The following is a 26,723-nucleotide window of genomic DNA, read 5'->3' on the forward strand; positions in this document are numbered from 1 at the left end:
CCCGCCGCGCAGGTCCGCCTCGGCGGGCTTGTGCACGCAGGGTCCGCCCTGCAGCAAGAGAGGAGACGACATGGACATGGCTACCGACGTGACGATCATCAAGCAGCATCTGATCGATCCCGAGATCTGCATCCGGTGCAACACCTGTGAGGCGACCTGCCCGGTCAACGCCATCACGCACGATGACAACAACTACGTGGTCCGTGCCGACATCTGCAATGGCTGTATGGCCTGCATCTCGCCGTGCCCGACCGGCTCGATCGACAACTGGCGAACGATGCCGGTGGCCAAGGCCTATTCGATCGAAGAACAGCTGACGTGGGAAGTGCTGCCGGCGGAACTGACGCCCGAGCAGATGGAAGTGGATGCCGCGGATATTGACGTGGCGGCATCGTTCGGCGCGGCGACCGCGCCGGTCGCGCCCGCGGGCGAGGACGTGTTCAATTCGGCCTCGTACGGCGCCACGACGCCGCCCTGGTCAGCGGCCAAGGCCTTCACGAATCTGTATGGCCCCAAGAATGCGACGACCGCCACGGTCGTTGGCAATTACAACTGTACCGATGCCGGCTTCGACAGCGAGACCCATCACGTGGTGCTCGATTTCGGGTCGATGCCTTTCCCGGTGCTGGAAGGCCAATCGATCGGCATCATCCCGCCGGGCACGGATGCCAACGGCAAGGCGCACATGCCGCGCCAATATTCGGTGGCCAGCCCGCGCAATGGCGAGCGGCCCAACTACAACAACGTGGCGCTGACCGTGAAGCGGGTGACCGTGGACCATGCGGGCAACCCGGTGCGTGGCGTGGCGTCGAACTATGTGTGCGACCTGAAGGTGGGCGACAAGGTGCAGGTGGTGGGGCCGTTCGGCCATTCCTTCCTGATGCCCAACCACCCCAAGTCGCACATCGTGATGATCTGCACCGGCACGGGCAGTGCGCCCATGCGCGCCATGACCGAATGGCGCCGCCGCTTGCGGGCCAGCGGCAAGTTCGAAGGCGGCAAGCTGATGCTGTTCTTTGGCGCGCGCACGCAGCAGGAACTGCCGTACTTCGGTCCGCTGCAGAACCTGCCCAAGGATTTCATTGACGTGAACCTGGCGTTTTCGCGCGCGCCCAACCAGCCCAAACGCTATGTGCAGGACGTGATGCGCGAGCGCGCGGCCGACCTGGCGCAACTGCTGCAGGACGGCGCCACGCACATCTATGTGTGCGGCCTGAAGAGCATGGAAGAAGGCGTGGTGCTGACCCTGCGCGACATCGTGCGGGACGCGGGGCTGGACTGGGACAGCGTGGCGGGATCGCTCAAGAAAGAAGGGCGGCTGCACCTGGAGACGTACTGACGCAGCGGGTGGGCCGGTGATCGAACAACAAGAAGGGAGACATCACAGCATGAAGACCCTGGCCGTAGCGTACGGCGCAGCGGGCGTGACCACCGTAGAGATGGCGCGCCCCGAGGTATACAACGCCTTTGACGAAACCATGATCGCGGAACTGACCGAGGTGTTCACCACGCTCGGCCAGGATCCGGCCGTGCGCGTGATCGTGCTGGCAGGGCAGGGCAAGGCCTTTTCGGCCGGCGCCGACCTGCAGTGGATGAAGCGCGCCAGCGTGGCCAGCGAAGCCGATAACCTGGAAGACGCCCGGCGTTTCGCCGCGATGCTGCAGCGGATCGACGCCTGCCCCAAGCCGACCATTGCCCGCGTGCATGGCGTGGCGCTGGGCGGCGGCGTGGGCCTGATCTGCGCCTGCGACATGGCGGTGGCGAGCGGCGACGCGGCCTTTGCAGCCAGCGAAGCGCGCTTTGGTATTCTGCCGTCGGTGATCGGTCCGTACCTGACAAATGCGGTGGGCCGCCGCCATGCGCGCCGCCTGGCCTTGCTGGCGAGCCGCATCGGTGCGGTCGAAGCGCAGCGTATCGGCATGATCGACGAAGTTGTCACGCGTGACGGACTGGATGCCGCCGTGCAGACGCGTGTCGATGAATTGCTGCGCAACGGCCCGGACTCGCTGGCCGAGATCAAAGCCTTGTTCAGCCAGCTGCCGGTGGGCGAGGTGACGGAGGCCACACGCGAACTGACGGCACGCACCATTGCACGCGTGCGCATGACGGACGAAGCGCGCGAAGGCTTCGCGGCGTTTCTGGACAAGCGCCCGGCGGCGTGGATGTCGGACAAGGGCGAGGGCAAGGCATGAGCCGCACACTGGTTGTAGATACCAACGATTTTGCCGTCGATATCGGCGACGACGGCGTGGCCGAGATCGTGCTGGGCCAGGCGGGCACCATGCCCACCACCGACGCACGCGGTCATGGCGCACTGGCTGCCGTGTGGTCGCAGCTGGAAGCGCAGGCCGATGTGCGCGCGGTGCTGGTCCGCAGCGCCGGCAAGGGCTTTTGCGCGGGCGGGCACATGGACCTGGTCAACGACATGCTGGACAACGAATCGGCCCGCATGCGCGTGATGCGCGAAGCGCGGGCGCTGGTGCAAGGCATGGTCGATTGTGAACTGCCGATCGTGTCCGCCATCAACGGCGCGGCAGTGGGGGCGGGTGCTGCCGTGGCCTTGCTGGCCGATGTATCGATCGCGGGCCAATCGGCCAAGGTGATCGACGGACACGTCAAGATCGGTGTGGCCGCGGGCGACCATGCGGCGTTGATCTGGCCGCTGCTGTGCGGCATGGCCAAGGCCAAGTACTACCTGCTGACCAACGAGCCGCTGACCGGCGCCGAGGCCGAACGGATCGGCCTGGTCAGCCGCGTGGTGGCCGATGACCGGTTGCTGGACACGGCGCGGCAGGTGGCACGCCAATTGGCTGCCGGCAGTCCGCGTGCAATCGCCGCGACCAAACGCAGCCTGAACCATTGGCTGCGCGCCGCGTGGCCGGCGTTTGAACATTCATTGAGTGCCGAGATCGCCGGCTTTGCGGGCGCCGATGCGCGCGAAGGCCTGGCGGCCATGGCCGAACGCCGTGCGCCGAACTATGCGCCGCGGTGGGATGTTCCCGCGACCGCCCCGTCCACCCCGACCATCCCGACCATCCCGGCAGGAGCTGCGTCATGAAGTTTGCCGAATTCCATGTTGGCCAGATCATCGAAGCCGGCCCCTATGTGCTGGCCGAAGACGAGATGCTGCAGTTCGCGGATCGCTACGATCCGCAGTGGTTCCATACGGATCCGGATGCCGCGCAGGGCGGCCCGTTCGGCGGCCTGATCGCCAGCGGCTGGCAGACCTGCGGCATTGCCATGCGCCTGATTGCCGACCATGCGCTGGCAGGGTCGGAATCGTTTGCGTCGCCGGGGATCGAGTACATCAAGTGGCCGCACCCGGTGCGCGCCAACGACCACTTGCGCGTCAGGGCCGAAGTGGTGGAGGTGCGCCGCGCGCGCACCAGGCCGATGGGCATATTGCGGTGGCGCTGGCAGCTGTTCAACCAGGAAAATGTCGAAGTGCTGGACCTGCAGGCGACGAGTCTGTTTGCTTTGAAGGATTAAAGAGAACGCGGCAAAAAAAAGCGGCGCCGGGAAAGTCCTGGCGCCGCGTCATCAAAAAAAACGGCGCCAGGGATGTCCTGGCGCCGTTTTGCCACACCGGATCCGGTTTACAGATCGAGGCGGGTGATCTTCGTGCCTTCCACCGTCAGGTTCGCCATCAGGCCGGCGTTGGTGACGACAAAGCCGATGACCGGCTGACGGATCGTGTTGGTGTCGATGTCGCCGTTGGCGCCGATCTTGGCCACCGCCACCGAGGCGTCGACGCCTGCCGTCCAGCCCTTGCTGGCCACGAACTTGTCGAGCGAATCCTGCGTCATGAACAGCAGGATCACCGCCTTGGACTGCGCGCCGATCTGCAGGCCGAACGAGCCCGAGATGGTGCGGTAGTAGCCTTCGGTGCGGTTGCCGACCTTCAGCGCGCCGTCGCCGTATTCGCCGCCCACGCCCAGGCCTGCGGCCAGCACGTTCGGGAACACCAGCACGCCGCGGGCGCGGCTCACCAGCTCGCGCGAACTGGGGGCCGACGCATACAGCTTGTTCAGCGCGGTGTCATAGCTGTTGTTAATTTCGGTGCGCTTGGCTGCCTTGTCCACCGGGGTCTGCGGGGTCGTCGTGCACGCGCCCAGCATCAGCGCTGCGGCGCCCATCACGAGGCCTGCCATCATTTTTCTGCGTTGCATGTTCTCACTCCCTGAAGTCGCTGCGACTTCGTGACTGCCTGGTCACCGCGGATAGGGACCGCGGTAATGCCCTTGAAGTATCGCGCGCGCCACACGGCGCGGCGCAGGAAGGATCATCCTGTAAACCGCTGCGTTTGCGCACCGAAATGGCATTCGGAAACAGTTCTGACAGCCGGGAAACGCCGTGTACCAAGTCAGGAGTTCTCCGGATACTCACGGATTGTGGTTTATGATGACCGCCTGGCAATCGCCCGATATCCCATTTATGGATATCAGAAATACGCCAAGTCGCATTGTCATTCGCGGCGGTATGCCGGAGCATAGCGAGGTATTCATCCTGGCTCGGTCATCGCAGATGCGCGCGCGCATCGACGTCCCGTCCGACGAGTCCACATTCCCCTGGTTATGAACAGCGCGAGGTTGGCGCCGCCCTGTCGCATGTCGACAGGCTGCCGCGTCGATATCGTGGCGCCGCATCGCGGCGGGCGGGTCCACGCCTGCTGCATCGTATTGGCCAATTGAGGTACTACTGAAGACTATGTCCGACATCTCCGTCTTACTGCTGAAAGCTGCGGACACGCATGTCGATGAAACGTGGGTACGTTCGCTGGTGCAACGGCTTGCACCGGCGTATCCCCAGGTGCTGCATGTCGCAGCCTACAACGGCCTCGAAACGCGTGAGGCCTACATCTACCTGACGGTCGAACCTATCCTGGGGGGCGCGATGTGCATGAGCCGGGCGCGCGCGCACCTGGCCGACGTGAATCCGTCGCTCAAGCTGGTCGACCTGAATCTGTTGCTGTGCTTGCCCGGCGCATCGGCCGGCCGCCCCGCGCCCTACCGGTATACGGTGGAAACCGATGTGGTGCCGGTGGCTGAAAAAGAGTTGAACGAGTGGTACGACAACGAGCATCTGCCGGGTCTGGCCGCCGTTCCGGGCAATGTGCTGGCGCGCCGGTTTCGCAGCAGCAGTGGCTCGCCCCGCTATCACGCATGCTATGACCTGGAAAGCTCGCACACGGCCGGCAGTCCGGCCTGGCTGGCGGTGCGCAACACGCCGTGGAGCGGCGTGGTGCGGCCCATGTTCACCAACACCAAACGCACGCTGTTCCAGCGTGTATGTTCGTACGACTACCACCGGGTGCTGGCCGAGGTGCGCTGACCGCGGGCAGCAAGGCCCTCTGCCTTACTGCGACTCCATGTCGGCCGTTTCGGTTTGCGCCGCGGCCGGCCTTCCGGCCCGCACCGCCTGCCCGGCCCGCGCGGTCTTGACGAACAACGACGGGAAATCCGTTCCCCGGATCAGTTCCGCCGTCGCCACCGCCAGCCGCGTCATGGGCCGGCTGCGCGGCACCGCCAGCACCAGGTTGTTCCGGATCGCGGGCGACGTGATCCGCGCGGTGGCGAAGGCCTCGGGATTGGCTTCCAGCACCACGGCCGATTCCGGCAGGATCGCGTAGGCGTGACCCTGCGCGGCCAACTCGGTGATCGTATGCACCGCATCCACTTCCGCCACCACATTGAGCCGCACGTTCTGTGATCCGCACACCCGTTCCGTCAGGGTGCGGATGGCATTGGGCTGGCTGGGCAGGATCAGCGGATAGTTGGCCAGGTCGGCCACGGTGACCGACGCGGGCAGCGCCGGCGTTTGCGTACGGGCGCACACCAGCACCAGTTCCTCGCGAAACAGCGTTTCGTATCCCAGCAGGGGGGAGGGCGGCGGGTCATACAGCAGGGCGATATCGACCCGGCCGGTGATCAACCATTCGCGGGTCTGGGCGCTCAGGCCTTCGGCCACGCTGATCGCGCCTTGCGGAAATTGTTTGCGAAAGGCCAGCACCATGGGCGGCGTGAGCACGTGGGCGACCCGCGGCGGCAGGCCCAGCGTCACCTTGCCCGATGGCGCATCCTGCATGCTTTGCATGTCTTCGCGCGCCCGATCCACCAGTTGCAACAGCGCCTTGGCGTAACCGACAAAACGCTCGCCCGCTTCGGTGGGCTCCACGCCCCGGCCATTGCGATACAGCAGGTGCTGGCGCAGGTCCAGTTCCAGCAGCCGCACCTGGCGGCTCAGCGCGGACTGCGAAATGTTCAGGTATTCGGCCGCGCGCGAAAAGCTGCGCAGTTCGGCCACGCGCAGAAAATATTCGATCTGCTTCAGATCCACAGGGGTCTCCTCCTGGCAGCCGTTTGGGCTTTTGTTCGGATGGTGCCGTCAGGATATCTCATTTTGAGATATCAGAAATTTTCGATATCGGTTTGTTCCTTGATGCAGGATCTTGGAGGATAGGCGTCTTTCCTGTTTCCGGACCGACCGCCATGCCTGATTGCGCGCCTCCGCTGTCGCACCCCTCCGCTCCGCGCCATGCGCTGCCGCCGCTCGCCTGCGACAGCCACTGCCACGTGTTCGGCCCGGGGGACCGCTTCCCGTATGCCGAAGGCCGGTCCTACACGCCGCCCGACGCGCCCTATGAAAAGCTGGCCGCGCTGCATGCGCACGTGGGCGCCAGCCGCGCCGTGATCGTGCAGGCCAACTGCCACGGCACCGACCACTCTGCGTTGCTCGATACGCTGGCCCGCAGCGAAGGCCGGTATCGCGGCGTGTGCCTGCTGGGCGCCGGTGCGACGGATGCCCAGGTGCGTGCGCTGCACGACGGCGGCATGCGCGGCGTGCGTTTCAACTTCGTGCCCCATCTGGGCGGCGCGCCGTCGCCCGAGGTATTCGACCGGATCGTCGATCTGGTCGCGCCCTATGGCTGGCACATTGCGCTGCACATCGACGGCAAGGACCTGACCCAGCACCTGGACCGTTTCGTCAGGCTTCCCATGCCCTTCGTGATCGACCACATGGCCCGCATCCGCGCCGACCGGGGCCTGGACGATCCGGCCTTCGTCAATCTGCTGCGTCTGAAAGACGTGCCGACCGGCTGGGTGAAGGTGTCGGGCATCGACCGGATTTCCAGCGGCAAGCGGCCCTTTGATGACGGCCTGCCGTACATTCGCGCGCTGATCGACGCCATGCCCGACCGCCTGGTCTGGGGCACCGACTGGCCGCATCCCAACGTGGCGGGTGACATGCCCGATGATGGCGAACTGGTGAACAGCTTCTTTGAAGCCTGCCCTGATGCCGCCACCCGCCAGAAGATCCTGGTGGACAATCCGGCCCGGCTGTTCGGGTTCTGAGTCCGCCTTACCGATAAAACCAACGGAGACGTATCCATGAAAGCATTTTTGCGTACCAGCCTGCTTGCGGTCGCTGCCAGCCTTGCCCTGATCGGCGGCGCCCAGGCCCAGAACAACGTGACCCGCATGGTCGTGGCCTTTCCGCCGGGGGGGCCGGTTGACCTAGTCGGCCGCATCCTTGCGCAGCAATTGTCCGAAGAACTGGGCGAGCGCGTGATCGTTGAAAACCGCGCGGGCGCCAACGGCAACATCGGCGCCGACACCGTGGCCCGTGGCCCGGCCGATGGCACCGTCATGCTGCTGACCAGCGTGGGCGCCGTGGCGGTCAGCCCGGCCCTGTACGAAACGCTGCCCTATGACCCGGCCAAGGACTTTGCCCCCGTGTCGCTGGTGGTGAACAACGCCGAACTGTTCGTGGTGAACCCGTCCAATCCGGCTACCGACGCCAAGGATTTCGTGGCCCGTTCCAAAACGGCCAAGCAGGCCGTGGCGATCGGATCGTCGGGCGTGGGCAGCATTCCGCACCTGACGATGGAACTGTTCGCGGCGTCCAGCGGCGCCAACGTGCTGCACGTGCCGTACAAGGGCGCGGCGCCCGTGATCAACGACGTGATGGGCAATCAGGTGGCCGGCTTTTTTGGCGACGTGCCGGGCGTGATCAACTTCGTGAAGGGCGGCAAGCTCAAGGCCATCGGCATTGCATCGCCCAAGCGCCATCCGCTGCTGCCTGACGTCAAGACACTGGGCGAGCTGGGCATCAAGGATGTTGAATCCAACAACTGGTATGGCATTGTCGTGCCGGCCAAGACACCCAAGGCCACCATCGACAAGTTGAATGCTGCCGTGCGTAAGTCGCTGGGCAACGAGGCCGTGCGCAGCAAGCTGATTGCGCTGGGGACCGAACCCGCGCCATCGACGCCCGACGAACTGGGCAAGCTGATGGCGTCGGACACGGCCAAGTGGGGCGGCCTGATCAAGGCCAAGAACATCAAGGCGGAATGAATGACAACTTCAACGAACCCGAACGCGAACCCGAACGCGACACACGGCCCGCGCGTCGCGCTGGTCGAGCCCGGCACGCGGCCGGAACTGGCCGAGATGGAAGCCCGCATCCAGGGTGCGCGCGGCCGCATCTCGCCGCTGTACCAGGTGCTGCTGAACAGCCCGGCCGTGGTCGAAGGCTGGGAAGCCATGCTGACCGCGATCCGCAACAAAACGGGCATCTCGGCCCGGCATCGCGAACTCGTGATCCTGCGTGTCGCGATGCTCAATCGCGCCGCCTATGAGTTCGACGCGCACGTGCCGCATGCGCTCAAGGGCGGTGTGTCGCAGGCTGCGATCGATGCGCTGCGCGAGGATGCCGATGGCGCCATTCGCGGTATCGAGCTGGACGATCTGGATCGGCAGGTGCTTGCCTTGACCGACACCATGACCCGCGAGATCGAAGTGCCCGATGCGCAGTTCAACGCGCTTCAAGACCACTTCGGTCCGCAGGGCATGGTGGAGCTGACCGCCACAGTGGCGGCCTACAACATGGTGTCGCGCTTCCTGGTCGCGATGCATATCGGCCATTGAGACGGAGACGCGCATGACTTCCATCGACGTGCTGTTGCTCAAGCTGCCTGCGCGTCGCATCGACGCCGCCGGCGTGCGCGAACTGGCCGCGGCGCTGCGGGATGTGGCGCCGCCGCTGCGCCACATCGCGGCGCATGCGGCGATCGAGTCGGTCGAATCGTATGTGTACCTGGCGCTGCGTCAACCGGGCGTGCCGCACCTGGGGCCGCTGCAGGACGCGCTGGCGCGTACCGAACCCGGCGCGCAGCTAATGCCGCTGCAGATGATGATGTCGGTTGCCGGCGCATCGGCAGGCCAGCCGGCGCCGTTCCATTACGTGGTCGAAACCGACGTCGCGCAAGGCGGCGAAGACGACCTGAATGCGTGGTACGACCAGGAACACCTGCCGGGATTGGCGTCGGTGCCCGGGACCGTGCTGGCGCAGCGCCTGTCCGACCCCACCGGGTCGCCCAGGTATCACGCCTTGTATGAACTGGAAACGCAGGAAACCTTCGGGTCGCCGGCGTGGTTGAAAGTGCGTGCGTCGCCGTGGAGCGATCGTGTGCGCCCCCTGTTCCGCAACCCCAAGCGGACCATGTTCCATCATGTGCTGACGATGGAGCTGTAGCCGCCGCCAGCATGGATCGGGTCCTTCGGGACCCGTTTTTTTTTTGCCTCCGCCATCGCGTCGCATGCCGGTGCGCGCGCCGCGCTGCCATGCACCACTTTGCGCCTATTGCGCGCACGCATCGCCGTCTTCCCCTTGGCCCGCCGTGATCCGCCGGATGCTGCACCGCGATCCGTTCTGGTGCGCCTGTCACGCGCCATCCGGCACCGCGCCGACACGCCGCCGGACGCCCGGTCCGCCAACGCATATTTATATTGTCCGGACAAAGATTTCGTCTTAGGATGTGAGCCATGTCGGCAGCGTGCCGTGCCGTGGCGCTGCCCCGGATGACTTCAGGAGAACGGCTGTATGGCGCGTGATCGCGTACTTATCGTTGGCGCGGGTCCGGTCGGACTGGTGGCCGCCACCTATCTGGCCAGTGAAGGCATTCCCGTGACCGTGTTCGAGTTGAGCCGCGAGCTGCCCGAAGACCTGCGCGCGTCGACCTTCCATCCGCCCACGCTCGACATGCTCGACCGTTTTGGCGTGGCCGATGCCTGCATCGCGCAAGGGCTGATCTGCCCGGAATGGCAATTCCGCGACCGGCAGGAAGGCCCCATCGTCACCTTCAATCTGGCCGTGCTGGCCAACGACACACGGCATCCGTATCGGCTGCAATGCGAGCAATGGAAGCTGACGCGGCTGCTGCGCGCCAAGCTCGAAGCCGCTGGCACCGAGTTCATCTACGGCGCCAGCGCCACGGCCGTCGAGCAGGATGACGACGGCGTGACGCTGACCGTCACGATGCCCGATGGCGTGAACGAAACCCATCGTGGCCGCTACCTGATCGGCGCCGATGGCGCGCGCAGCACGGTGCGCAAATCGTTGGGCGTGGCCTTCGATGGCATGACGATTCCCGAGATCTATCTGTCGATGTCGACCCCGCATTCCTTCAGCGACGACATCGGCGGGCTGAGCAACATCGCCTACATTTCGGATCCGGAAGAATGGGCCGTACTGCTGCGCACGCCCACCCTGTGGCGCGTGCTGTTGCCGACCGATCCCAGCCAGCCCGAAGACGTCATCAAGCAGGCCGATGCGATCGAAGCGCGCCTGCAGAAACTGAACCCCATCGACGGCAATTACGAGATCGCGCATTGCACCGCTTACCGCGTGCATGAACGCGTGGCCGAGCACTACGTGCAGGGCCGGGTGTTCCTGGCGGGCGACGCGGCGCACCTGAACAATCCGCTGGGCGGCATGGGCATGAACGGCGGCATCCACGATGCCATGAACCTGGCGGAAAAGCTGTCTGACGTCTGGAAGGGCGCGCCGCTGGACACCATGGAACGGTATGAACGGCAACGCCGCAAGGTGGCGGTCGAGACTGTGCAGATGCAGGCGCTGCGCAACCGCAAGGTGCTGAACGAACGCGATCCGGCCGCGCGCCGCGCGCATCACGACAGCCTGCGCGCCACCGTGCGGGACCCGGCAAAGCATCGCGAATACCTGTTGCAATCGTCCATGATCCAATCGCTGCGCGACCTGGATACCGTGGCATGAACACGACTTCGCACAACCCGGCCCCCGATGCCGCCAACGACGAACTCGACGTGTACCGCCGCCAGGGCATGGGGCAGAGCGTCGGCTTCGGCAAGACCCCGGCGCTGGTGATCGTCGACTTTGTGGTGGCCTTTGCCGACCCCGCCCACTTTGGCGGCGGCAACATTGCTGCCGCCATTACGCAGACCGTCAAGCTGCTGGCCCACGCCCGCACGCAGGGATGGCCGATTGCGCACACCCGTGTCGTGTACGCCGATGACGCGTCGGATGCCAATGCGTTCACCAGCAAGGTGCCCGGCCTGCTCAAGCTGACCGAGCACTCGTCCTTGAGCCAGATCGTGCCGGAACTGGAACCCATGCCGGGCGAGCTGATCGTGCGCAAGCGGCAGGCATCGGCCTTCTTTGGCACCGAGCTGGCCGGCTGGCTGCACTGGCGCGGCGCCGACACGCTGGTGGTGTCCGGCTGCACCACGTCGGGCTGCGTGCGCGCCACCGTGATCGACAGCGTGGCCCACAACTTCCGCACCATTTTGCCGGTGGACGCCACCGGCGACCGGGCGATCGGCCCGCATGACGCGAACCTGTTCGACATGGGGCAGAAGTATGCCGACCTGTCGTCGGTCGACGCCCTGATCCATCGTTGAATCCTCAGATCGCTAAGGAACCCGCATGACTGACAGTCTTGGCTACCGCCGCAAGTTCGGCGTCATTGCCCCCAGCACGAATACCTCGGTGCAACCCGAATTCGACTCGATGCGGCCGGTCGGTGTCACCAACCACTTTTCACGCATCGTCATTCCCGACAATCCGGTCCGGAACGATGACGATTTCAACAAGCTGATGAACGACATCCGCTCGACGCTGATGGACTCGGTCGATGCGGTCATGACCTGCAGCCCCGACTACATCGTCATGGGCATGTCGGCCGAAACCTTCTGGGACGGCCTGGACGGATCCGTCGAATTGCAGCAGCGCGTGGAAGCGCGCGCCGGCGTCAAGGTCGCGATGGGATCGGATGCCTGCCGCGCCGCCCTGAAAGCCTATGGCGGCATCAAGCGCATTTCGGTCATCACGCCCTACATGCCGGTGGGCGACCAGCAGGTGCGCAAATTCTTTGCGGATTGCGGCTTCGAAGTCGTCAACCTGAAGGGCCTGAAGTGCCCCGGTCCGATGCTGATCGCGCATGTGAGCGAAGCCGAACTGCGCGACGCGATCATCGAGGTGGACGACCCGACGGTTGACGCGATCGTACAGGTCGGCACCAACCTGGCCATGGCGCGCGTGGCCGGCATTGCCGAATTCTGGCTGGGCAAGCCCGTGATCGCGATCAACACCGCGACCTACTGGTGGGCGCTGCGGCAGAACGGCATCGACGACAAGATCCAGGGCTTTGGCAAGCTGCTGTCGCACTACTGATTTTCCAGACAGCCGGCATCAAGACCGCGACTCGACCCCCGCAGGAGACAGGCAGGCGCATGGCGCCCGCCGGACGGCTTTTGGCATCGACCTGTTTTTGGCTTCGACCTTTCCTGACCCTTCTGACCGAGAAACGAGATGATCCGACTTGCGCTGACTTCCCTATGCCTGACCGCCGCCAGCCTGGCCACCTCCCCTGCGCTGGCCCAAGCCTACCCGTCGAAACCGGTGCACGTGATCGTGCCCTCGGCGCCCGGGGGCACGGCCGACTTCCTGGGCCGCATCCTGTCGACCAAGATGTCCGAAGCGATGGGCGTGCCCTTCGTGGTCGAAAACCGCGCCGGCGCCGGCACCAATATCGGCAATGATTACGTGGCCAAGTCCGCGCCCGACGGCTACACGCTGCTGGTCAACGGCATTACGCTGGCCACCAACAAGGCGCTGTTCAACAAGCTGCCGTATGACCCGATCAAGGACTTTGCGCCGATCATCTCGGTGGGCGGCATGTCCAACGTGATCGCGGTCACGCCCGACTCGCCCGCCAAGGACCTGAAGCAATTCATTGCGCTGGCCAAGGCCAAGCCGGGCAGCTTCAACTATGGATCGCCCGCCAACGGCAGTTCGGGCCATCTGTCGGGCGTGCTGCTGGCGTCGGCCACCGGCGTGGACATCGTGCACCTGGCCTATCGCGGCAACGCGCAGGCCACGACCGACCTGCTGGGCGGCAGCCTGCAATTTGGCATCGTCAACACGCCGGTGGCCGTGCCCTTCGTGAACAGCGGCAAGCTGCGCCCGCTGGCGGTCACGTCGGCCAAACGCTCGCCCCTGATGCCGGATGTGCCGACCGTATCGGAAGTGCTGGGCGTGCCCTATGAACTGACCGGCTGGTTCGGCCTGCTGGCCCCCGCCGGCACGCCGCCCGACATTATCGAAAAGCTGCAGTCGGTCGCAGCCAAGATCCTTGCGTCGCCGGCCATGCAGACCGCCATCACCAACGGCGGCGCCGACGCCACCGGCGGCACCACTGCCGATTTCGTGGCGTTCATCGACAAGGAGTCGGTGCGTCTGACCAAGGCCTTGCAGGACGCTGGCGTCAAGCCGGAGTAAGCGTCGGCGCCCGGGACCCACCGTGGGAAGTGGTATCTTCCCGGGCTAGTCGAATAATGCATGGTTGAGGATGACAGCGGTATGCCGGCAAAAAAACACAAGACGGCTGACGTCGCACCCGCCGACGATAGCCCTCGCTATCGCCAGATCCTGAAGACGCTGACCGAACGTGTGGCGCAGGGGATCTATCCGGTGGGCAGCCACGTGCCGACCGAAAGCGAGTTGTGCGAAGAATTCGATGTGAGCCGCTATACGGTGCGCGCGGCGCTGAGCCATCTGGTCGAACATGGCATGGTGACGCGCCGCAAGGGCATCGGCACGGTGGTGATCGCGGCGCATTCGCAGCGGGCGTATCAGCAGTCCATCAGTTCGCTGGCCGATCTGTTCCAGTTCGCGCTGGACACCTATGTACTGATCCGTTCAAGCACGCTGGTCGAGCTGACCGAAGAGATCGCGCGCACCCTGGGCGCCGAGCCCGGCGAGCGCTGGCTGCAGGTGGACAGCGTGCGCTGGACCGCGCCGGGCGGCACGCCGATCTGCTGCACCAGTTCTTTCATTCCGGAACGCCTGGCCTGGGTCGGGCCCGAGCTTCCCGATTGTGTCGGGCCGTTCTATGCGCACATCGAAGAGCGCAGCAAGGAACCCCTGACCCATGCAACCCAAGAGATCCGGGGCGAACGGATGCCCGCGCATCTGCTGGATGTGTTTGGGGCAAGTGACGACGCGATCGCGCTGTGCCTGATCCGGCAATACTTTTCGGCCGAAGGCGTACAGATCGCGTCGTTCAACTGGCATCCGGCCGACAGCTTCAGCTACAAGATGCAGATCGAACGCAAGCGCTAGGCTTGCGTCCTGCGTCCTGCGTCCCGCATCCTGCGTCCCGCGGCTCACATGATCGCAGGCTTTTCCACCGCCGCCGATCGTGCACCGGCCGCGGCCTGATCCGCCGGCAAGGCCTCGTCCCACAACCGCGCCGTGTAGCGTTCGCCGGTATGGCTGTTGGACGCGTCCGAGCACAGCCACAGAATGCCCCGCCGCATGATGGCCGGCGACAGCAGTTTGCCATCGGCGCCCTTCTTGTCGGGGCCGGTGGGCAGCAGGTCGGTATCGGCCGCGCCGCCCGGCAGGTACACATTGACGGTCACGCCCGTGCCGGCCAGGTCCTGCGCCCACACCCGCGATGCGGCTTCCAGCGCGGCCTTGGATGGGCCATAGGGCGCGTAGCCCTTGCGCACCATGGTCACGTCGCTGGTCGACACGTTGATGATCTTGCCAAAGCCCTGCGCCAGCATGTGCGGCGTGATGGCATGCGCCATGTTGAACGGGCCGTTCACATTGGTATCGATGATCTTGCGCCACGCAATGGGATCGGCTTCCCAGAAGCGGGTGGGCTGCGTGTTGAAGGTCTCGCTGATCAGCCGCATGCCGCGGCCCGCGTTGTTGACGAGCACATGCACCGCGCCGAACACGTCGATGATCTGGTCGATGGCCCGGCGGCAGTCGCCGGGATCGGCCACGTCGGCCGCCACCGCGAACATGCGGTCTTCACCGGCCAATGCCCGGCCTTCGGCCAGCGTCGCATCCATGGCGGGCGTGATTTCCGATCCGGTGATGGCCACCCGCGCGCCGGCGGCCAGCAGCGCCAGCGCCATTTCCTTGCCCAGCCCGCGCGTGCCGCCCGTAACGACGACGACACGATCCTTCAACGACAGATCCGATTCGTTCATGCTTGATTCCCAGGGTTGAAGAGCTGGCCGCCCGATGCAGGCACCGGGGCATCCTGGAAATGGACGCCGCCGGCGCGCAGGGCGGCCCAGAGAGTGGCGGTATTGGACGAGAGCACCGGGATGCCGAATTCCTGTTCCAGCGCATCGATCAGGCCGAGCGTCGGGAAATCGGTGCACGACACCAGCAGTGCGTCAGCGCCATCTTGATGCACCGACCTGACGTGCGCCTGAATCGCTGCCGGATGCACCTTGGCGATCTGCACATATTCGTGGGGTCCGTTCGCGCCGATGCCCAACCCCTTGCAGGCCAGTACCTTGAACCCCGCGTGTTCAAGAAAGTGGGTTTCGTGGTCGTTCAAGGCATCGTGATACGGGGTGGCCACGGCCACACGTTTCACATCCAGGAAACGCAGCGCGTCCACGATAGCCGCAGCCGTGGTGACGGCCGGAGCGCCCGCCGTCCGGGCCATCCAGTCGGGCAGGTCGTGATGCGGAATCGTCATGGACCCGGCCGTGCACGCGTACACCATGACATCGGCGCCCTCGTTGCGCAGCTGGGTCATGGCGGTGGCCAGGTCGTCGTGCAGGGCCTGCTTGCCGGACGGCGTATCCGTGTTCGCGTGCAGCGCCATGCGGGTGAACTGCATGGACACGCCAGCCGGCAGCAGCGTCGCCCATTCCTTTTCGTTGACGGTATTGGTGGGCGGCGCGATCACGCCTAACCGGAGGGGTGTCATGCGGGGACCTCGGCAGCATCCTTGTCCAGGGTCCCGATAATGCCCTTTTCCATGAGCGCGCTCAATGTTGAACGGTCCATCTTCAGGATGCCTTCGAACACTTCGCGGTTGTGCTGGCCCAGTTCCGGTCCGCACGACACGATGCTGCCCGGGGTTTCGGACAGGCGCGGCGCGACGTTCTGCATCTTGAGCGAACCGAAGGCCGGATGCAGCACGTCGGCGATCGCATTGCGGGCCTTGAAGTGGGCATCGGCCAGCATGTCGGGCGCGCGGTAGATGTCGCCGTAGGGCACGCCGTGCTGTTCCATCAGCGCGGCCAGCGCGTCGGCGCTCAGGGTGCGGGTCCACGCGGCAATGATGTCGTCCAGTTCGGTCTGATGCTGACCGCGCGCGGTGTGCGTGATGTAGCGCGGATCGGCCAGCAGATCGGCGCGGTCCATGGCCGTGGCCAGCCGCTTGAACACCGTGTCCTGGTTGGCGGCGATCAAGGTGAAGCGCCCGTCATTGGTCGGGTACACATTGGACGGAGAAATGTTCGGCAGGATCGCGCCGGTGCGTTCGCGCACATAGCCGGTCTGGTCGTACTCGGTCACCAGCGATTCCATCACGGCCAGCACGGCTTCATAGATGGCGCTGTCCACGATCTGGCCGCGGCCGGTCTTTTGCACATGATGCAGCGCCGTCAGCGCGCCCAGGCAGGCAAAGGTGGCGGCCAGCGTGTCGCCGATTGAAATGCCCATGCGGCTGGGCGGGGTAGAGGGGTCGCCCACCACATAGCGCAGGCCCCCCATGGCTTCGCCGATCGCCCCGTAACCGGCGCGCGAGGCATAGGGCCCGGTCTGCCCGTAGCCCGACACCCGCACCATGATCAGCCGTGGATTCAGCTCGCGCAGCGTGGCGTAATCCAGGCCCCAGCGTTCCATGGTGCCCGGCCGGAAATTTTCGAGCAGGATGTCGGCATCCTTGACCAGGTCGCGGATCAGCGCCTGGCCCTCCGCTTCGCGCGCATTGATCTCCACCGACTTCTTGTTGCGCGCCACCACCGGCCACCACAACGACTTGCCGTGCGGCTTTTCGCGGCCCCATTCACGCATCGGATCGCCCAGCCCGGGCTGTTCGACCTTGATGACTTCGGCGCCAAAATCGGCAAACAGCTGGCCGCAGAACGGACCGGCCAGCAACTGGCCCATTTCAATGACCCGCAGGTCGGTCAGGGGGCCCGACCGGGTGGCATCTCGCGCTTCGTCCATGGCATTCCTTGTGGTCTGGTGGTCACTCAAGTGAGTCGGATGCTTTGTCCGGACAAATACTATACTATCCGCTGACCGCTGGGAATGCATGCTTGGAGGCAGCCATGACAACCGAAGGACAACACGCGGCGCGACGCGTCGAACTGATCGAGGTATCCCCTCGCGACGGCATCCAGAACGAAAAGGTGGTGCTGTCGACCGACGACAAGCTGGAGCTGCTGCGGCGTATCCACGCCGCGGGCCTGCGCCGTACCGAGGCCACCAGTTTCGTCAGCCCCAAACGCGTGCCGCAGATGGCCGATGCCGAAGCCGTCATGGCGGGTGCGCGGGCCGAGCCGGGTCATGCGGCCCTGATCGGGCTGGTGCTGAATCAGGCCGGCTTTGATCGGGCGCGCGCGGCGCGGTGCGACGAGATCAATGTGGTGGTGGTGGCCAGCGAGACCTTTTCGCGCAAGAACCAGGGCGCGGGCATTGCCGACATGGTGGCCGCCGCGTCCGCCATCCTGGCGCAGTCGCGCGAGGCGGGCATCCCGGCATCGGTCACGATCGCCGCCGCGTTTGGCTGCCCCTTTGAAGGCGAAGTGCCCGCGGCCAAGGTGCTGGGCCTGGTCGAATCGCTGCTGCCCGCGCGGCCGGACGAAATTGCGTTTGCCGACACCATCGGGTGTGGCGTGCCCACGCAAGTGCGCGAACTGCTGGCGGGGGCGAAGGCGCTGGATGCCGGCATGCGCCTGCGCTGCCACTTCCACAACACCCGTAGCACCGCGCTGGCCAACGTGCTGGCCGCGGTTGAAGCTGGCGTGCACGCCCTCGACAGCAGCATCGGCGGCTTTGGCGGCTGCCCGTTTGCGCCGGCGGCCACGGGCAACGTCGCGACCGAAGACGTGGTGTATCTGCTCGAACGCATGGGGATCGATACGGGTGTCGATCTGCAAATGCTGATCGATACGGCGGGCTGGCTGGGTGACCGGCTGGGCCACCCGCCGATGAGCGGGCTGGCCCGGGCAGGGCGTTTTCCTGCCGCGGCGTAGGTGCATAGGGAGGGCTTACTGCCGCGCCGCATTATCATGGTGCCCATCGCGCGGTTCTGCCGCGCTCCAGCACATGAGGATGAACTATGGACAACGTCGACCTTGACGTCTTGCGGCGCGTCGCGGCCTGGCAGCGGGAAGGGCACCGGGTGGTCATGGGGACCGTCACCCGCACCTGGGGCTCGGCGCCCCGGCCGATCGGGTCGGTCGTGGCTGTACGCGATGACGGGTCGATCGCCGGATCGGTGTCGGGCGGCTGTATCGAAGATGACCTCATCATCAAGGCCCGCCAGGGCGAACTGCCTTCCGACGCCCCGGCCCTGACCCGGTATGGCGTATCGGCCGAAGAAGCCAACCGGTTCGGCCTGCCCTGTGGCGGCACGCTGGAACTGGTGCTGGAACCCGTCACGCCCGCCACGCGGCTGGACGAATTGCTGGCCGACCTGGATGCCGGCAAGCGGGTGCGGCGCGAACTGGACATTGCGTCCGGCCAGGTGACCCACAGCCCGGCCAAGGGCGAAGACGCGTTCGAAATCACCGACAGCAGCCTGATTTCCACGCACGGCCCGAGCTGGCGCCTGCTGGTCATCGGCGCCGGACAGATGACGCAATACCTGGCGCAGATGGCGCGCGCGCTGGATTACGACGTGGTGATCTGCGATCCGCGCGAAGAATATGCGGACCACTGGAGCGTGCCCGGGACGACCCTGGTGCGGACCATGCCCGATGACACCGTGATTGAAATGCGCCCGGATCGCCACATGGCGGTAGTGGCGCTGACGCACGACCCCAAGCTGGACGACCTGGCGCTGATGGAAGCGCTGAAGTCCGACGCCTTCTATGTGGGCGCCATCGGATCGCGCAAGAACCAGGCGCGCCGCCGCGAACGGCTGCTGGAATTCGATGTGAGCCCGGAACAGATCGACCGCCTGCACGGGCCGGTGGGCCTGCGCATCGGCGCCCGCACGCCGCCGGAAATCGCGGTGGCGATCATCGCGCACATGACGGCCGAACGGTATGGCTTCCACCACGTGCAGTTCGAAGGCGAGGGCGAGGACGAAAACCAAACCGCTTCCGCGTAAAATGGCCGGCTGATCGTTTTGTTCTGGAAGTCCGCTGTGCCCGCCATCGTCAACATCGCCGCCTACAAATTCGTGTCGCTCGACCGCCTGCCGGAACGCCAGCAGGCCGTACGCGAGCAGGCCGCCGCCGCGGGGCTGAAGGGCACGGTGCTGCTGGCCGAAGAAGGCATCAACCTGTTCCTGGCGGGCGAGCGCGCCGCGATCGACGGCTGGCTGGACTGGCTGCGCAACGGCCCGGCGTTCCCGGGCCTGCTGGACGACCTGGAAGTCAAATTCAGCACGTCGGACGGCGTGCCGTTTCGCAAGCTGCTGGTCAAGATCAAGCGCGAAATCATCCGCATGGACCACCCGACGATCCGCCCCGCCGCCGGCCGCGCGCCCGCGGTCGATGCGCGCACCGCCGCCCGCTGGCTGCAGCAGGGCAAGGATGATGAAGGGCGGGACGTGGTCATGCTCGACACCCGCAATGCGTTCGAAGTGGACGAAGGCACGTTTGAAGGCGCCATCGACTGGCGCATCGGCAAGTTCACCGAATTTCCGGCCGCAGTGCAGGCGCATCGGGCCGAGCTGGAAGGCAAGACGGTGGTCAGCTTCTGCACGGGCGGCATCCGCTGCGAAAAGGCGGCGATCTACATGGCCGATGCGGGCATCGATCACGTCTACCAGCTGGAAGGCGGGATCCTGAAGTATTTCGAGGAAACCGGGGGCGCCGGATTCCACGGCAGCTGCTTCGTGTTCGACGAGCGCGAGACCCTGGATGCCGGGCTGCAGCCCCGCGTGAACGCCCCCGCCGCCTGACGTCAAAAAGCCACCTGGACACCGTTGTCCCACCCGCGCTGAAGATTTTCGCTTTCAGGCGGTAAAATGCGCGGTTTCCTTCCTTAGCCGACCCGCGTCGCATACAAGATTCGACGCCGCGCCGAGCCAACCCCGCCGGACCCCCGCCCATGTCTGCATTTGATCCAGTTGCCGCCGCCGTTCCCGCCGTGCCGAACCACGCCGCGCCGGCCGTCTCTTTCGAGGGATCGGCCATCGCGTCGGTATCGGACATCATTGCCGAGCTGCGCGCGGGCCGCATGGTGATCCTGGTCGACGAAGAAGACCGTGAAAACGAAGGCGACCTGGTCATGGCCGCCGAGCACGTCACCCCCGAAGCCATCAATTTCATGGCGCGTTATGGCCGCGGCCTGATCTGCCTGACCCTGACCGAACAGCGCTGCCGCCAGCTGGCCCTGCCGTTGATGGTCAGCGCCAACGGCACCAAGCACGGCACCAACTTTACGGTGTCGATCGAAGCGGCCACCGGCGTGACCACCGGCATTTCGGCCGCCGACCGCGCCCGCACCGTGCAGGTGGCCGTGGCCCGCGACACCAAGCCTTCCGACCTGGTGCAGCCTGGCCACATCTTTCCGCTCAAGGCCGCCAACGGCGGGGTGCTGATGCGCGCCGGCCATACCGAAGCCGGGTGCGACCTGACGGCGCTGGCCGGCCTGACGCCCGCCTCGGTGATCTGCGAAGTGCTGAACGAAGACGGCACCATGGCGCGGCTGCCCGACCTGATCGAATTTTCGAAGCAGCACGGCCTGAAGATCGGCACGATTGCCGACCTGATCCAGTACCGCAGCGAACACGAATCCATGGTGCAGCGGGTGGCCGAACGGGTGATCCACACCGTGCATGGCGACTTCCGCTGCGTGCTGTATCGCGACACGCCCAGCGGCGCGCCGCACCTGGCCCTGGTCCACGGCACCATCCAGCCCGACCGCGAAACGCTGGTGCGGGTGCATGAACCCACGTCGGTGCTGGACCTGCTGGAAGTCGACAAGAGCACGCACAGCTGGAGCGTGCCGGCCGCGCTGGAAGCGATCGCGGCGGCCGAATCCGGCGTCGTGATCCTGCTCAACTGCGATGGCGCCGCCGGTGACCTGTTCCAGGAATTCCAGCAATTGACCGACATGGACCGCACTGGCGCACGCACCGGGACCGCCCCCGTGCGTGTCGACCTGCGCACCTACGGCATTGGCGCCCAGATCCTGAAAGATCTCGATGTCTGCCAGATGAAGCTGCTTGCGCAGCCGCGCAAGATGCCCAGCATGGCAGGCTTTTCCCTTACCGTGACCGGCTATGAAGCCGGTCATGACTCTCACTCCGCACAGGACGATGCCGCATCATGAATCCCTATACCCTCACTCCCGATCTGAACGGCGAAGGGCTGCACATCTGCGTGGTCCGTGCGCGCTTCAATGAAAACATCGGCGAAATCGAACTGGATGCCTGCCTGGCCGAACTCGGCAAGCTGGGCGTCGACGAACAGGACATCATGGTCGTGTCCGTGCCTGGCGCACTGGAACTGGGCGTGACCCTGGCGCAACTGGCCAACACCGGCGAATTCGACGCCCTGATCGCGCTGGGCGCGGTGGTGCGCGGCGAGACCTATCACTTCGAAGTGGTCAGCAATGAAAGCGCCGCCGCCATCACGCGCGTGTCGCTCGAAACCGGCATTGCGATCGCCAACGGCGTGCTGACCGTCGACACCGAAGCCCAGGCGCTGGAACGCGCCGAGGTCAAGGGCCGCGATTGCGCCCAGGCCGCCGTTGAAATGGCGAACCTGCTGGCCGGCCTGGAGCCGGAAGAAGACGACGAGGACGACGAAGATCCCCGTTTTGTTGACGAGGACGACCAGGATGAATGACAGCACCCAACGGCAGAACGCGCGCAGCGCACGCCGTCGTGCGCGCGAGTTCGCCCTGCAAGGCATGTACGAATGGCTGGTGAAAGGGGGCAACCCTGAAGAAGCCGGCGAAATCGACGCCCACATGCGCGACGCCGAAGGTTTCGACGAAGCCGACCTGGCGCACTACCGCGCGCTGCTGCACGGCGCGGTGCGTGACGCCGCCGTGCTGCGCGAAAAGTTCGCGCCGTTCCTGGACCGCCCGGTCCATGAACTGTCGCCGGTCGAACACGGCATTCTGCTGATCGGCGCGTACGAGCTGTCGACCCACGTCGAGATCCCGTACAAGGTCGTCATCAACGAGGCCGTGGAACTGGCCAAGTCGTTTGGCGGCACCGACGGCTTCAAGTTCGTGAACGGCGTGCTGGACAAGCTGGCGGCCGAAGTGCGGCCCAACGAAGTGCAGTCCCTGCGTCGCTGATGGCTGCGGCCGCGCCAGTGCGTCGCGCCTGAGCATGGCCGACGGCGAGTTCGACCTGATCCGCCGGCACTTCAGCCGGCCCGCCCCGCCCGGCGTTCTGGGCGTGGGCGACGATTGCGCGCTGCTGCCCACGCAGCCGGGCGCCATGGCGATCAGCACGGACCTGCTGGTGGAAGGCCGGCATTTCTTTTCCGATGTGGACCCGGCGGCGCTGGGCCACAAGTCCCTGGCGGTCAACCTGTCGGACCTGGCCGCCATGGGCGCCCAGCCCGCGGGCTTCGTGCTGGGGCTGGCGCTGCCCCGCATCGACCACGACTTCCTGGCCGGCTTTGCCAGGGGCATGTACGCCCTGGCCGACCGCCACGCCTGTCCGCTGATCGGTGGTGACACGACGCGCGGGCAGGACGGCATCGTCATCTCCATCACGATCTTTGGCACGGTGGCGCCCGATGACGCCCTGCGGCGCGACGGCGCGCGGCCGGACGACGACATCTGGGTGTCTGGCTGCCTGGGCGATGCGGATATTGCGCTGCGCTTGTTGCTGGGCGAAGACGCTTTCCCGCCGGGCGCAGACCGTTCCGCCCTGCTCGCCGCTACCCGCCGCGCCCTGGAATGGCCCGAGCCGCGCCTGGCGCTGGGGCAGGGCCTGCGCGGCGTGGCCTGCGCCGCGCTGGATATCTCCGACGGCCTGCTGCAGGACCTGGGCCATGTGCTCACGGCCAGCGGCGTGGGCGCGCGGGTCGATGCCGACGCCGTGCCTGTGTCGCCCGCGGTCGCGGCCCTGCCGGTCCCGTTGCGGCGCCTGGCGGCGCTGTCGGGCGGCGACGTGTATGAACTCTGTTTTACCGCCGCGCCTGGGTCCCGTGCCCGGGTGATCGCCGCCGCGGCGGCTGCCGGTGTTCCCGTCACCCGTATCGGCCAGATCACCGCCGCACCCGGCCTGCGCCTGGTCGATGCGTCGGGCGACCCGATCGATCCCCTGCCGCATGGCGGCTACGACCATTTCGCGTGAGCCATGGCTGAATCGTCCACCAAGAATCTGCTCGTCCAGCCCACGTTCGGGTGGATGCGCCTCAAACTGAGCCGCCTGATTGCCTTCGGTTTTGGCAGCGGCCTGATCAAGCCCGCGCCCGGCACCTGGGGCACGCTGCTGGCCTGGCTGCTGTGGCAGCCCGTGTCCATGATCACGTCCCCCGGGGCGATGGCCCTTTTCTTGCTGCTGGCCTTTGGCATCGGCGTGTGGGCCTGTGACCGGGTCGGCCGTGAACTGGGCGTGGCCGACTACAGCGGCCTGGTCTGGGACGAGGTCGTCGCATTCTGGGTCGTGCTGTGGCTGATTCCGGATACGGCGGTGGCGCAGGCGTTCGGCTTCCTGCTGTTCCGTCTGTTCGATATCCTGAAACCGCCGCCGATCGCGTATTTCGACAAGCGGTTCAAGAGCGGCCTGGGCGTGATGTGGGACGATCTGGTGGCCGCGTTCTACGCCGTGCTGGTGTTTGCGCTGGTGTCGCGCGTATTCGGCTGACCTTTTTACGGAGACCCTGATGTTCGATCCCAAGACCCTGATACTGGCCGAACAGGTCGTCAATCGTCTGACCGTGGGCGGGCGCGTGCTGGCCACGGCCGAATCGTGCACGGGCGGCCTCGTGGCCGGCGCCATCACCGCGATTGCGGGGTCCAGCGCCTGCTTTGACCGGGGTTATGTCACCTACAGCAACGACGCCAAGTCGCAGGAAATCGGTGTGCGGGAAGACACCCTGAAGGCGCACGGCGCGGTCAGCGAAGCCACGGCGCTGGAGATGGCCATTGGCGCCCTGGAAGGCAGCCAGGCCAATGTGGCCGTGTCCACCACCGGCATTGCGGGACCCGGGGGCGCGACGGAAGGCAAGCCGGTCGGCATGGTGTGTTTTGCCTGGGCCTGGGACAGTCCCGAAGGCCGCTGCACCCGCATGCTGACCGACGTGTTCCCCGGCGACCGCACCGACGTGCGCGAAGCGGCCGTCCAAGTCGCGCTGCGGGGACTGCTGGACATGCCGGCGGTGTAAGGATGTGCCGTGTAAGGATCGACCGTGTAAGGATCGGCCGTGCAATGACCGGCCGTGCAATGACCGGGCAGTGAGGGCCTACGCCTTCGCCACCGCCCCGACCGTCGCCCACAAGGCTTCGGCCGCGTCCGACATCACCACCGGCTGGCGATACAGCCGGATCTCCAGCGGCAACTGCCAGGGCTCGCCCCCCGTCACCGCCAGGCGGCCGCTGGCCAGTTCCTCGGCAATCAGCCGCGTGGGCAGCCAGGCCAGGCCCCGTCCTTCCAGCGCCAGGCTTTTCAGCACCAATGCGTGGTGGCCGGTAAACACCGTGTGAAAAGGCGCATCCTTGGCGGACACGGCCCGCAAGCGGCCCCGCATGATGCGGCCCACGCCCGACGCATCGCTGTAGGCCAGCAAGGGCAATGACGTGCCCTGGTCAAGCCTGAAACGGGGCGCCCCGTGCGCGTCCACCGCCGACACGGGCGCCAGCAGGTCGTCTTCCAGCTTCACCCACGCCACACCCGCTTCATCCAGCCGGTTCGGCACCGCGTCGTGCGCATAGCACATCAGGAATTGCGCGCGCCGCTGCAGCATCAGTTCTTCGCAGCCCAGGGTGCTGTCCGACATCATCTCGATCGGCCCCAGCGCACCCTGCGCTTCGATGCGCCCCAGCCATTGCGGAAAGTAGCCCAGCGACAGCGCATGCGTGGCCGCAAAGCGCAGGCTGGCCACGCTCTGGTCGTGCGCCATGCGTGCCTTGATGCGGGCGGCGATCAGGCGGGCGAGCACGTCTTCAGTCAGGGGAAGAAAGCGTTTGCCCGCGGCGGTCAGCGTGGCCGGATGCGCGCCGCGGTCCACCAGGTCGGCGCCCACCCATTCTTCCAGTGCACGGATGTGGCGGCTGAACGCGGGCTGCGCGATGGTGCGCGCTTCGGCCGCACGCGAAAAACTGCCGGTCTCGGCCAAGGTCACGAAGTCTTCGAGCCACTCGATGTCGAGGGGCCGGTTGCCGGGTCCCATGCTGCCGATGCTCCGTGGATAGATGTATGCGATTCGAGTATTGGACCGTCCGGGCGCGGGCGGCAATGATGCAGTCATTCTACTCACACCAAGACACCGGAGACGCCATGCCCTCGATCACCAATTACCACGGAATCATCCCCGCCATTTCGTGCCCGTTCACGCCCGATCACCGCATTGACGAACCCGCGCTGCGCAAGCTGGCGTCGTGGCTCGCCGGCCATGACGGCGTGGTCGCGATCATGACCAACGGTCATACAGGGGAAGTGTTTTCCCTGACGCCGGCCGAGCGCGCCGAGGTCACCCGCATCGTTGCGTCGGAACTGGAAGGCAAGATGCCCGTGATCTCGTCCATCGTGTGCGAAGGCGTGGTCGAAGCCGCCGAACATGCCCGCGCCGCCCAGGCTGCCGGCGCCAAGGCGCTGGACGTCATGCCGCCGCATCACTGGCTGCGCTTCGGCTTCACGCCAGGCCATGCGCTGGAATACTTCGACGCCATCCACCGCGCGGCCCCCGAACTGGACCTGGTGTGCCACGTCTACCCGGCTTGGACGCGGGCGTCCTACTCGTCGCAACTGCTGGCCGACCTGGCCCGCCTGCCTTACCTGGCGGCCTTCAAGGTGGGCCAGCGTGACATGAACAAATATGCCCGCGACATCCAGGCGATCCGCGACGCCGATGCCAGCAAGGCCATCCTGACCTGCCATGATGAATACCTGCTGGCATCGATGGTGCAGGGCGTGGATGGCGCACTGGTCGGCTTCGCGACCTTCATCCCGCAACTGATCATCGACCTGTGGAATGCCGTGAAGGCCGGCGACCTGAAGAAGGCGCAGGAAGTGCAGGCGCTGATCACCCCCTTGAAGGACGCGGTGTACGGCGGCGGCGAGCCGACCGGTGAAGCTCATGCCCGCATGAAGGCCGGCATGTACCTGGCCGGTGTGATTGAAGACCCGACAGTGCGCCCGCCCACGGAAGCGCCGACCGCTGCCGACAACGAGGCGCTGCGAGTTGGGCTGCGCAAGGCAGGGCTGCTGAAGCGCTAGGAGCGGCAGCCCACATCGTCGCTTCGCCCGGGACCCCCCATCGTGGCCC

Annotated in this window: 30 protein-coding genes; 24 read left to right on the forward strand and 6 right to left on the reverse strand. The window is 65.9% G+C overall.

All coding sequences use genetic code 11. From position 1 onward, the window contains the following. The first annotated feature begins 70 nt into the window (after window positions 1–70). From boxA to HD883_RS21030, 4 genes are read left to right on the forward strand one after another with little or no spacing between them, the layout of a single operon-like run. Window positions 71–1,339, forward strand: a complete 1,269-nt coding sequence (boxA, locus tag HD883_RS21015) for a benzoyl-CoA 2,3-epoxidase subunit BoxA (RefSeq protein WP_179588952.1) — start codon at window positions 71–73, stop codon at window positions 1,337–1,339. Between the two features lie 49 nt (window positions 1,340–1,388). Next, entirely contained in the window at window positions 1,389–2,192 is an 804-nt protein-coding gene (locus HD883_RS21020) for an enoyl-CoA hydratase-related protein (protein WP_179588953.1), read from the forward strand. Beyond that, window positions 2,189–3,058: an enoyl-CoA hydratase/isomerase family protein gene (locus tag HD883_RS21025; protein ID WP_179588954.1), complete on the forward strand. Its 870-nt coding sequence runs from the start codon at window positions 2,189–2,191 to the stop codon at window positions 3,056–3,058. Before HD883_RS21020 ends, HD883_RS21025 begins: the two co-directional genes overlap by 4 nt. Further along, window positions 3,055–3,489 carry a MaoC family dehydratase gene (locus tag HD883_RS21030; protein ID WP_179588955.1) on the forward strand — a complete coding sequence of 145 codons (435 nt, stop codon included), beginning with the start codon at window positions 3,055–3,057 and terminating at the stop codon, window positions 3,487–3,489. Before HD883_RS21025 ends, HD883_RS21030 begins: the two co-directional genes overlap by 4 nt. A gap of 107 nt (window positions 3,490–3,596) precedes the next feature. Here the strand turns inward: HD883_RS21030 and HD883_RS21035 are convergent, their stop codons facing one another. Next, the gene (locus HD883_RS21035) at window positions 3,597–4,169 is read right to left on the reverse strand and encodes a BPSL1445 family SYLF domain-containing lipoprotein (RefSeq protein WP_179588956.1); all 573 of its coding nucleotides are present in this window, start codon (window positions 4,167–4,169) and stop codon (window positions 3,597–3,599) included. A 538-nt stretch (window positions 4,170–4,707) separates the two neighbouring features. Here HD883_RS21035 and HD883_RS21040 point away from each other — a divergent pair. Beyond that, window positions 4,708–5,331, forward strand: coding sequence for a DUF4286 family protein (locus HD883_RS21040; protein ID WP_179588957.1), 624 nt, complete (start codon window positions 4,708–4,710; stop codon window positions 5,329–5,331). Window positions 5,332–5,355: 24 nt separating this feature from the next. On the opposite strand, the gene HD883_RS21045 is transcribed toward HD883_RS21040, so the two are convergent. After that, complete coding sequence (locus HD883_RS21045) at window positions 5,356–6,336, reverse strand: LysR family transcriptional regulator (RefSeq protein WP_179588958.1); 981 nt, start codon at window positions 6,334–6,336, stop codon at window positions 5,356–5,358. Window positions 6,337–6,488: 152 nt separating this feature from the next. Here HD883_RS21045 and HD883_RS21050 point away from each other — a divergent pair, with 152 nt between their 5' ends. The 9 genes from HD883_RS21050 to HD883_RS21090 all read left to right on the forward strand — a co-directional run bounded on the left by HD883_RS21050 (window position 6,489) and on the right by HD883_RS21090 (window position 14,442). After that, the gene (locus tag HD883_RS21050) at window positions 6,489–7,352 is read left to right on the forward strand and encodes an amidohydrolase family protein (protein ID WP_179588959.1); all 864 of its coding nucleotides are present in this window, start codon (window positions 6,489–6,491) and stop codon (window positions 7,350–7,352) included. A gap of 36 nt (window positions 7,353–7,388) precedes the next feature. Next, window positions 7,389–8,354 (forward strand): Bug family tripartite tricarboxylate transporter substrate binding protein, encoded by a 966-nt coding sequence (locus tag HD883_RS21055; RefSeq protein ID WP_179588960.1) that lies wholly within the window; start codon window positions 7,389–7,391, stop codon window positions 8,352–8,354. Next, window positions 8,355–8,927: a carboxymuconolactone decarboxylase family protein gene (locus tag HD883_RS21060; RefSeq protein WP_179588961.1), complete on the forward strand. Its 573-nt coding sequence runs from the start codon at window positions 8,355–8,357 to the stop codon at window positions 8,925–8,927. A gap of 13 nt (window positions 8,928–8,940) precedes the next feature. After that, the gene (locus HD883_RS21065) at window positions 8,941–9,534 is read left to right on the forward strand and encodes a DUF4286 family protein (protein WP_179588962.1); all 594 of its coding nucleotides are present in this window, start codon (window positions 8,941–8,943) and stop codon (window positions 9,532–9,534) included. 348 nt (window positions 9,535–9,882) lie between these two features. Then, window positions 9,883–11,076, forward strand: coding sequence for an FAD-dependent oxidoreductase (locus HD883_RS21070; protein WP_179588963.1), 1,194 nt, complete (start codon window positions 9,883–9,885; stop codon window positions 11,074–11,076). Continuing rightward, window positions 11,073–11,720, forward strand: coding sequence for an isochorismatase family protein (locus tag HD883_RS21075; RefSeq protein ID WP_373563443.1), 648 nt, complete (start codon window positions 11,073–11,075; stop codon window positions 11,718–11,720). The genes HD883_RS21070 and HD883_RS21075 overlap by 4 nt, the downstream gene beginning before the upstream one ends. Window positions 11,721–11,745: 25 nt before the next feature. Continuing rightward, a complete protein-coding gene (locus HD883_RS21080; RefSeq protein WP_179588964.1) occupies window positions 11,746–12,492 on the forward strand; it encodes a maleate cis-trans isomerase family protein in 747 nt (248 codons plus the stop codon). Between the two features lie 138 nt (window positions 12,493–12,630). After that, complete coding sequence (locus HD883_RS21085; RefSeq protein WP_179588965.1) at window positions 12,631–13,599, forward strand: Bug family tripartite tricarboxylate transporter substrate binding protein; 969 nt, start codon at window positions 12,631–12,633, stop codon at window positions 13,597–13,599. 81 nt (window positions 13,600–13,680) lie between these two features. Further along, window positions 13,681–14,442, forward strand: coding sequence for a GntR family transcriptional regulator (locus HD883_RS21090; RefSeq protein ID WP_179588966.1), 762 nt, complete (start codon window positions 13,681–13,683; stop codon window positions 14,440–14,442). 44 nt (window positions 14,443–14,486) lie between these two features. Here the strand turns inward: HD883_RS21090 and HD883_RS21095 are convergent, their stop codons facing one another. Genes HD883_RS21095 through HD883_RS21105 form a run of 3 tightly spaced genes read right to left on the reverse strand, consistent with a single transcriptional unit; the run spans window position 14,487 to window position 17,313 of the window. Continuing rightward, window positions 14,487–15,326, reverse strand: a complete 840-nt coding sequence (locus HD883_RS21095; protein WP_179588967.1) for an SDR family NAD(P)-dependent oxidoreductase — start codon at window positions 15,324–15,326, stop codon at window positions 14,487–14,489. Continuing rightward, complete coding sequence (locus HD883_RS21100) at window positions 15,323–16,063, reverse strand: maleate cis-trans isomerase family protein (RefSeq protein ID WP_179588968.1); 741 nt, start codon at window positions 16,061–16,063, stop codon at window positions 15,323–15,325. The genes HD883_RS21095 and HD883_RS21100 overlap by 4 nt, the downstream gene beginning before the upstream one ends. After that, window positions 16,060–17,313, reverse strand: a complete 1,254-nt coding sequence (locus tag HD883_RS21105) for a CaiB/BaiF CoA transferase family protein (RefSeq protein WP_179588969.1) — start codon at window positions 17,311–17,313, stop codon at window positions 16,060–16,062. The genes HD883_RS21100 and HD883_RS21105 overlap by 4 nt, the downstream gene beginning before the upstream one ends. A 104-nt stretch (window positions 17,314–17,417) precedes the next feature. Between HD883_RS21105 and HD883_RS21110 the strand changes: the two genes are divergently transcribed. The 9 genes from HD883_RS21110 to HD883_RS21150 all read left to right on the forward strand — a co-directional run bounded on the left by HD883_RS21110 (window position 17,418) and on the right by HD883_RS21150 (window position 24,623). Beyond that, window positions 17,418–18,344, forward strand: a complete 927-nt coding sequence (locus tag HD883_RS21110) for a hydroxymethylglutaryl-CoA lyase (protein ID WP_179588970.1) — start codon at window positions 17,418–17,420, stop codon at window positions 18,342–18,344. An 86-nt stretch (window positions 18,345–18,430) separates the two neighbouring features. After that, window positions 18,431–19,426, forward strand: coding sequence for an XdhC family protein (locus HD883_RS21115; RefSeq protein WP_179588971.1), 996 nt, complete (start codon window positions 18,431–18,433; stop codon window positions 19,424–19,426). A 36-nt stretch (window positions 19,427–19,462) separates the two neighbouring features. Further along, the gene (locus HD883_RS21120) at window positions 19,463–20,224 is read left to right on the forward strand and encodes a sulfurtransferase (RefSeq protein ID WP_179588972.1); all 762 of its coding nucleotides are present in this window, start codon (window positions 19,463–19,465) and stop codon (window positions 20,222–20,224) included. A gap of 278 nt (window positions 20,225–20,502) precedes the next feature. After that, entirely contained in the window at window positions 20,503–21,600 is a 1,098-nt protein-coding gene (gene ribBA / locus HD883_RS21125) for a bifunctional 3,4-dihydroxy-2-butanone-4-phosphate synthase/GTP cyclohydrolase II (protein ID WP_373563462.1), read from the forward strand. Next, a complete protein-coding gene (gene ribH / locus HD883_RS21130; RefSeq protein WP_179588974.1) occupies window positions 21,597–22,118 on the forward strand; it encodes a 6,7-dimethyl-8-ribityllumazine synthase in 522 nt (173 codons plus the stop codon). The genes ribBA and ribH overlap by 4 nt, the downstream gene beginning before the upstream one ends. Beyond that, window positions 22,111–22,578 carry a transcription antitermination factor NusB gene (gene nusB / locus HD883_RS21135; protein WP_179588975.1) on the forward strand — a complete coding sequence of 156 codons (468 nt, stop codon included), beginning with the start codon at window positions 22,111–22,113 and terminating at the stop codon, window positions 22,576–22,578. The genes ribH and nusB overlap by 8 nt, the downstream gene beginning before the upstream one ends. 34 nt (window positions 22,579–22,612) lie before the next feature. Beyond that, window positions 22,613–23,590: a thiamine-phosphate kinase gene (gene thiL / locus HD883_RS21140; RefSeq protein WP_179588976.1), complete on the forward strand. Its 978-nt coding sequence runs from the start codon at window positions 22,613–22,615 to the stop codon at window positions 23,588–23,590. A 3-nt stretch (window positions 23,591–23,593) separates the two neighbouring features. Beyond that, window positions 23,594–24,103, forward strand: coding sequence for a phosphatidylglycerophosphatase A family protein (locus HD883_RS21145; protein ID WP_179588977.1), 510 nt, complete (start codon window positions 23,594–23,596; stop codon window positions 24,101–24,103). 19 nt (window positions 24,104–24,122) lie between these two features. Next, on the forward strand, window positions 24,123–24,623 hold the full coding sequence (locus HD883_RS21150) for a CinA family protein (protein ID WP_179588978.1): 501 nt from the start codon (window positions 24,123–24,125) through the stop codon (window positions 24,621–24,623). Between the two features lie 78 nt (window positions 24,624–24,701). Here HD883_RS21150 and HD883_RS21155 read toward each other — a convergent pair whose 3' ends face one another. Then, on the reverse strand, window positions 24,702–25,628 hold the full coding sequence (locus HD883_RS21155) for a LysR family transcriptional regulator (protein ID WP_179588979.1): 927 nt from the start codon (window positions 25,626–25,628) through the stop codon (window positions 24,702–24,704). Between the two features lie 107 nt (window positions 25,629–25,735). Between HD883_RS21155 and HD883_RS21160 the strand changes: the two genes are divergently transcribed. Beyond that, complete coding sequence (locus HD883_RS21160; protein ID WP_179588980.1) at window positions 25,736–26,674, forward strand: dihydrodipicolinate synthase family protein; 939 nt, start codon at window positions 25,736–25,738, stop codon at window positions 26,672–26,674. The last annotated feature ends 49 nt before the right edge of the window (window positions 26,675–26,723 follow it).

This window comes from Pigmentiphaga litoralis, assembly GCF_013408655.1.
GTDB lineage: Bacteria > Pseudomonadota > Gammaproteobacteria > Burkholderiales > Burkholderiaceae_B > Pigmentiphaga > Pigmentiphaga litoralis_A.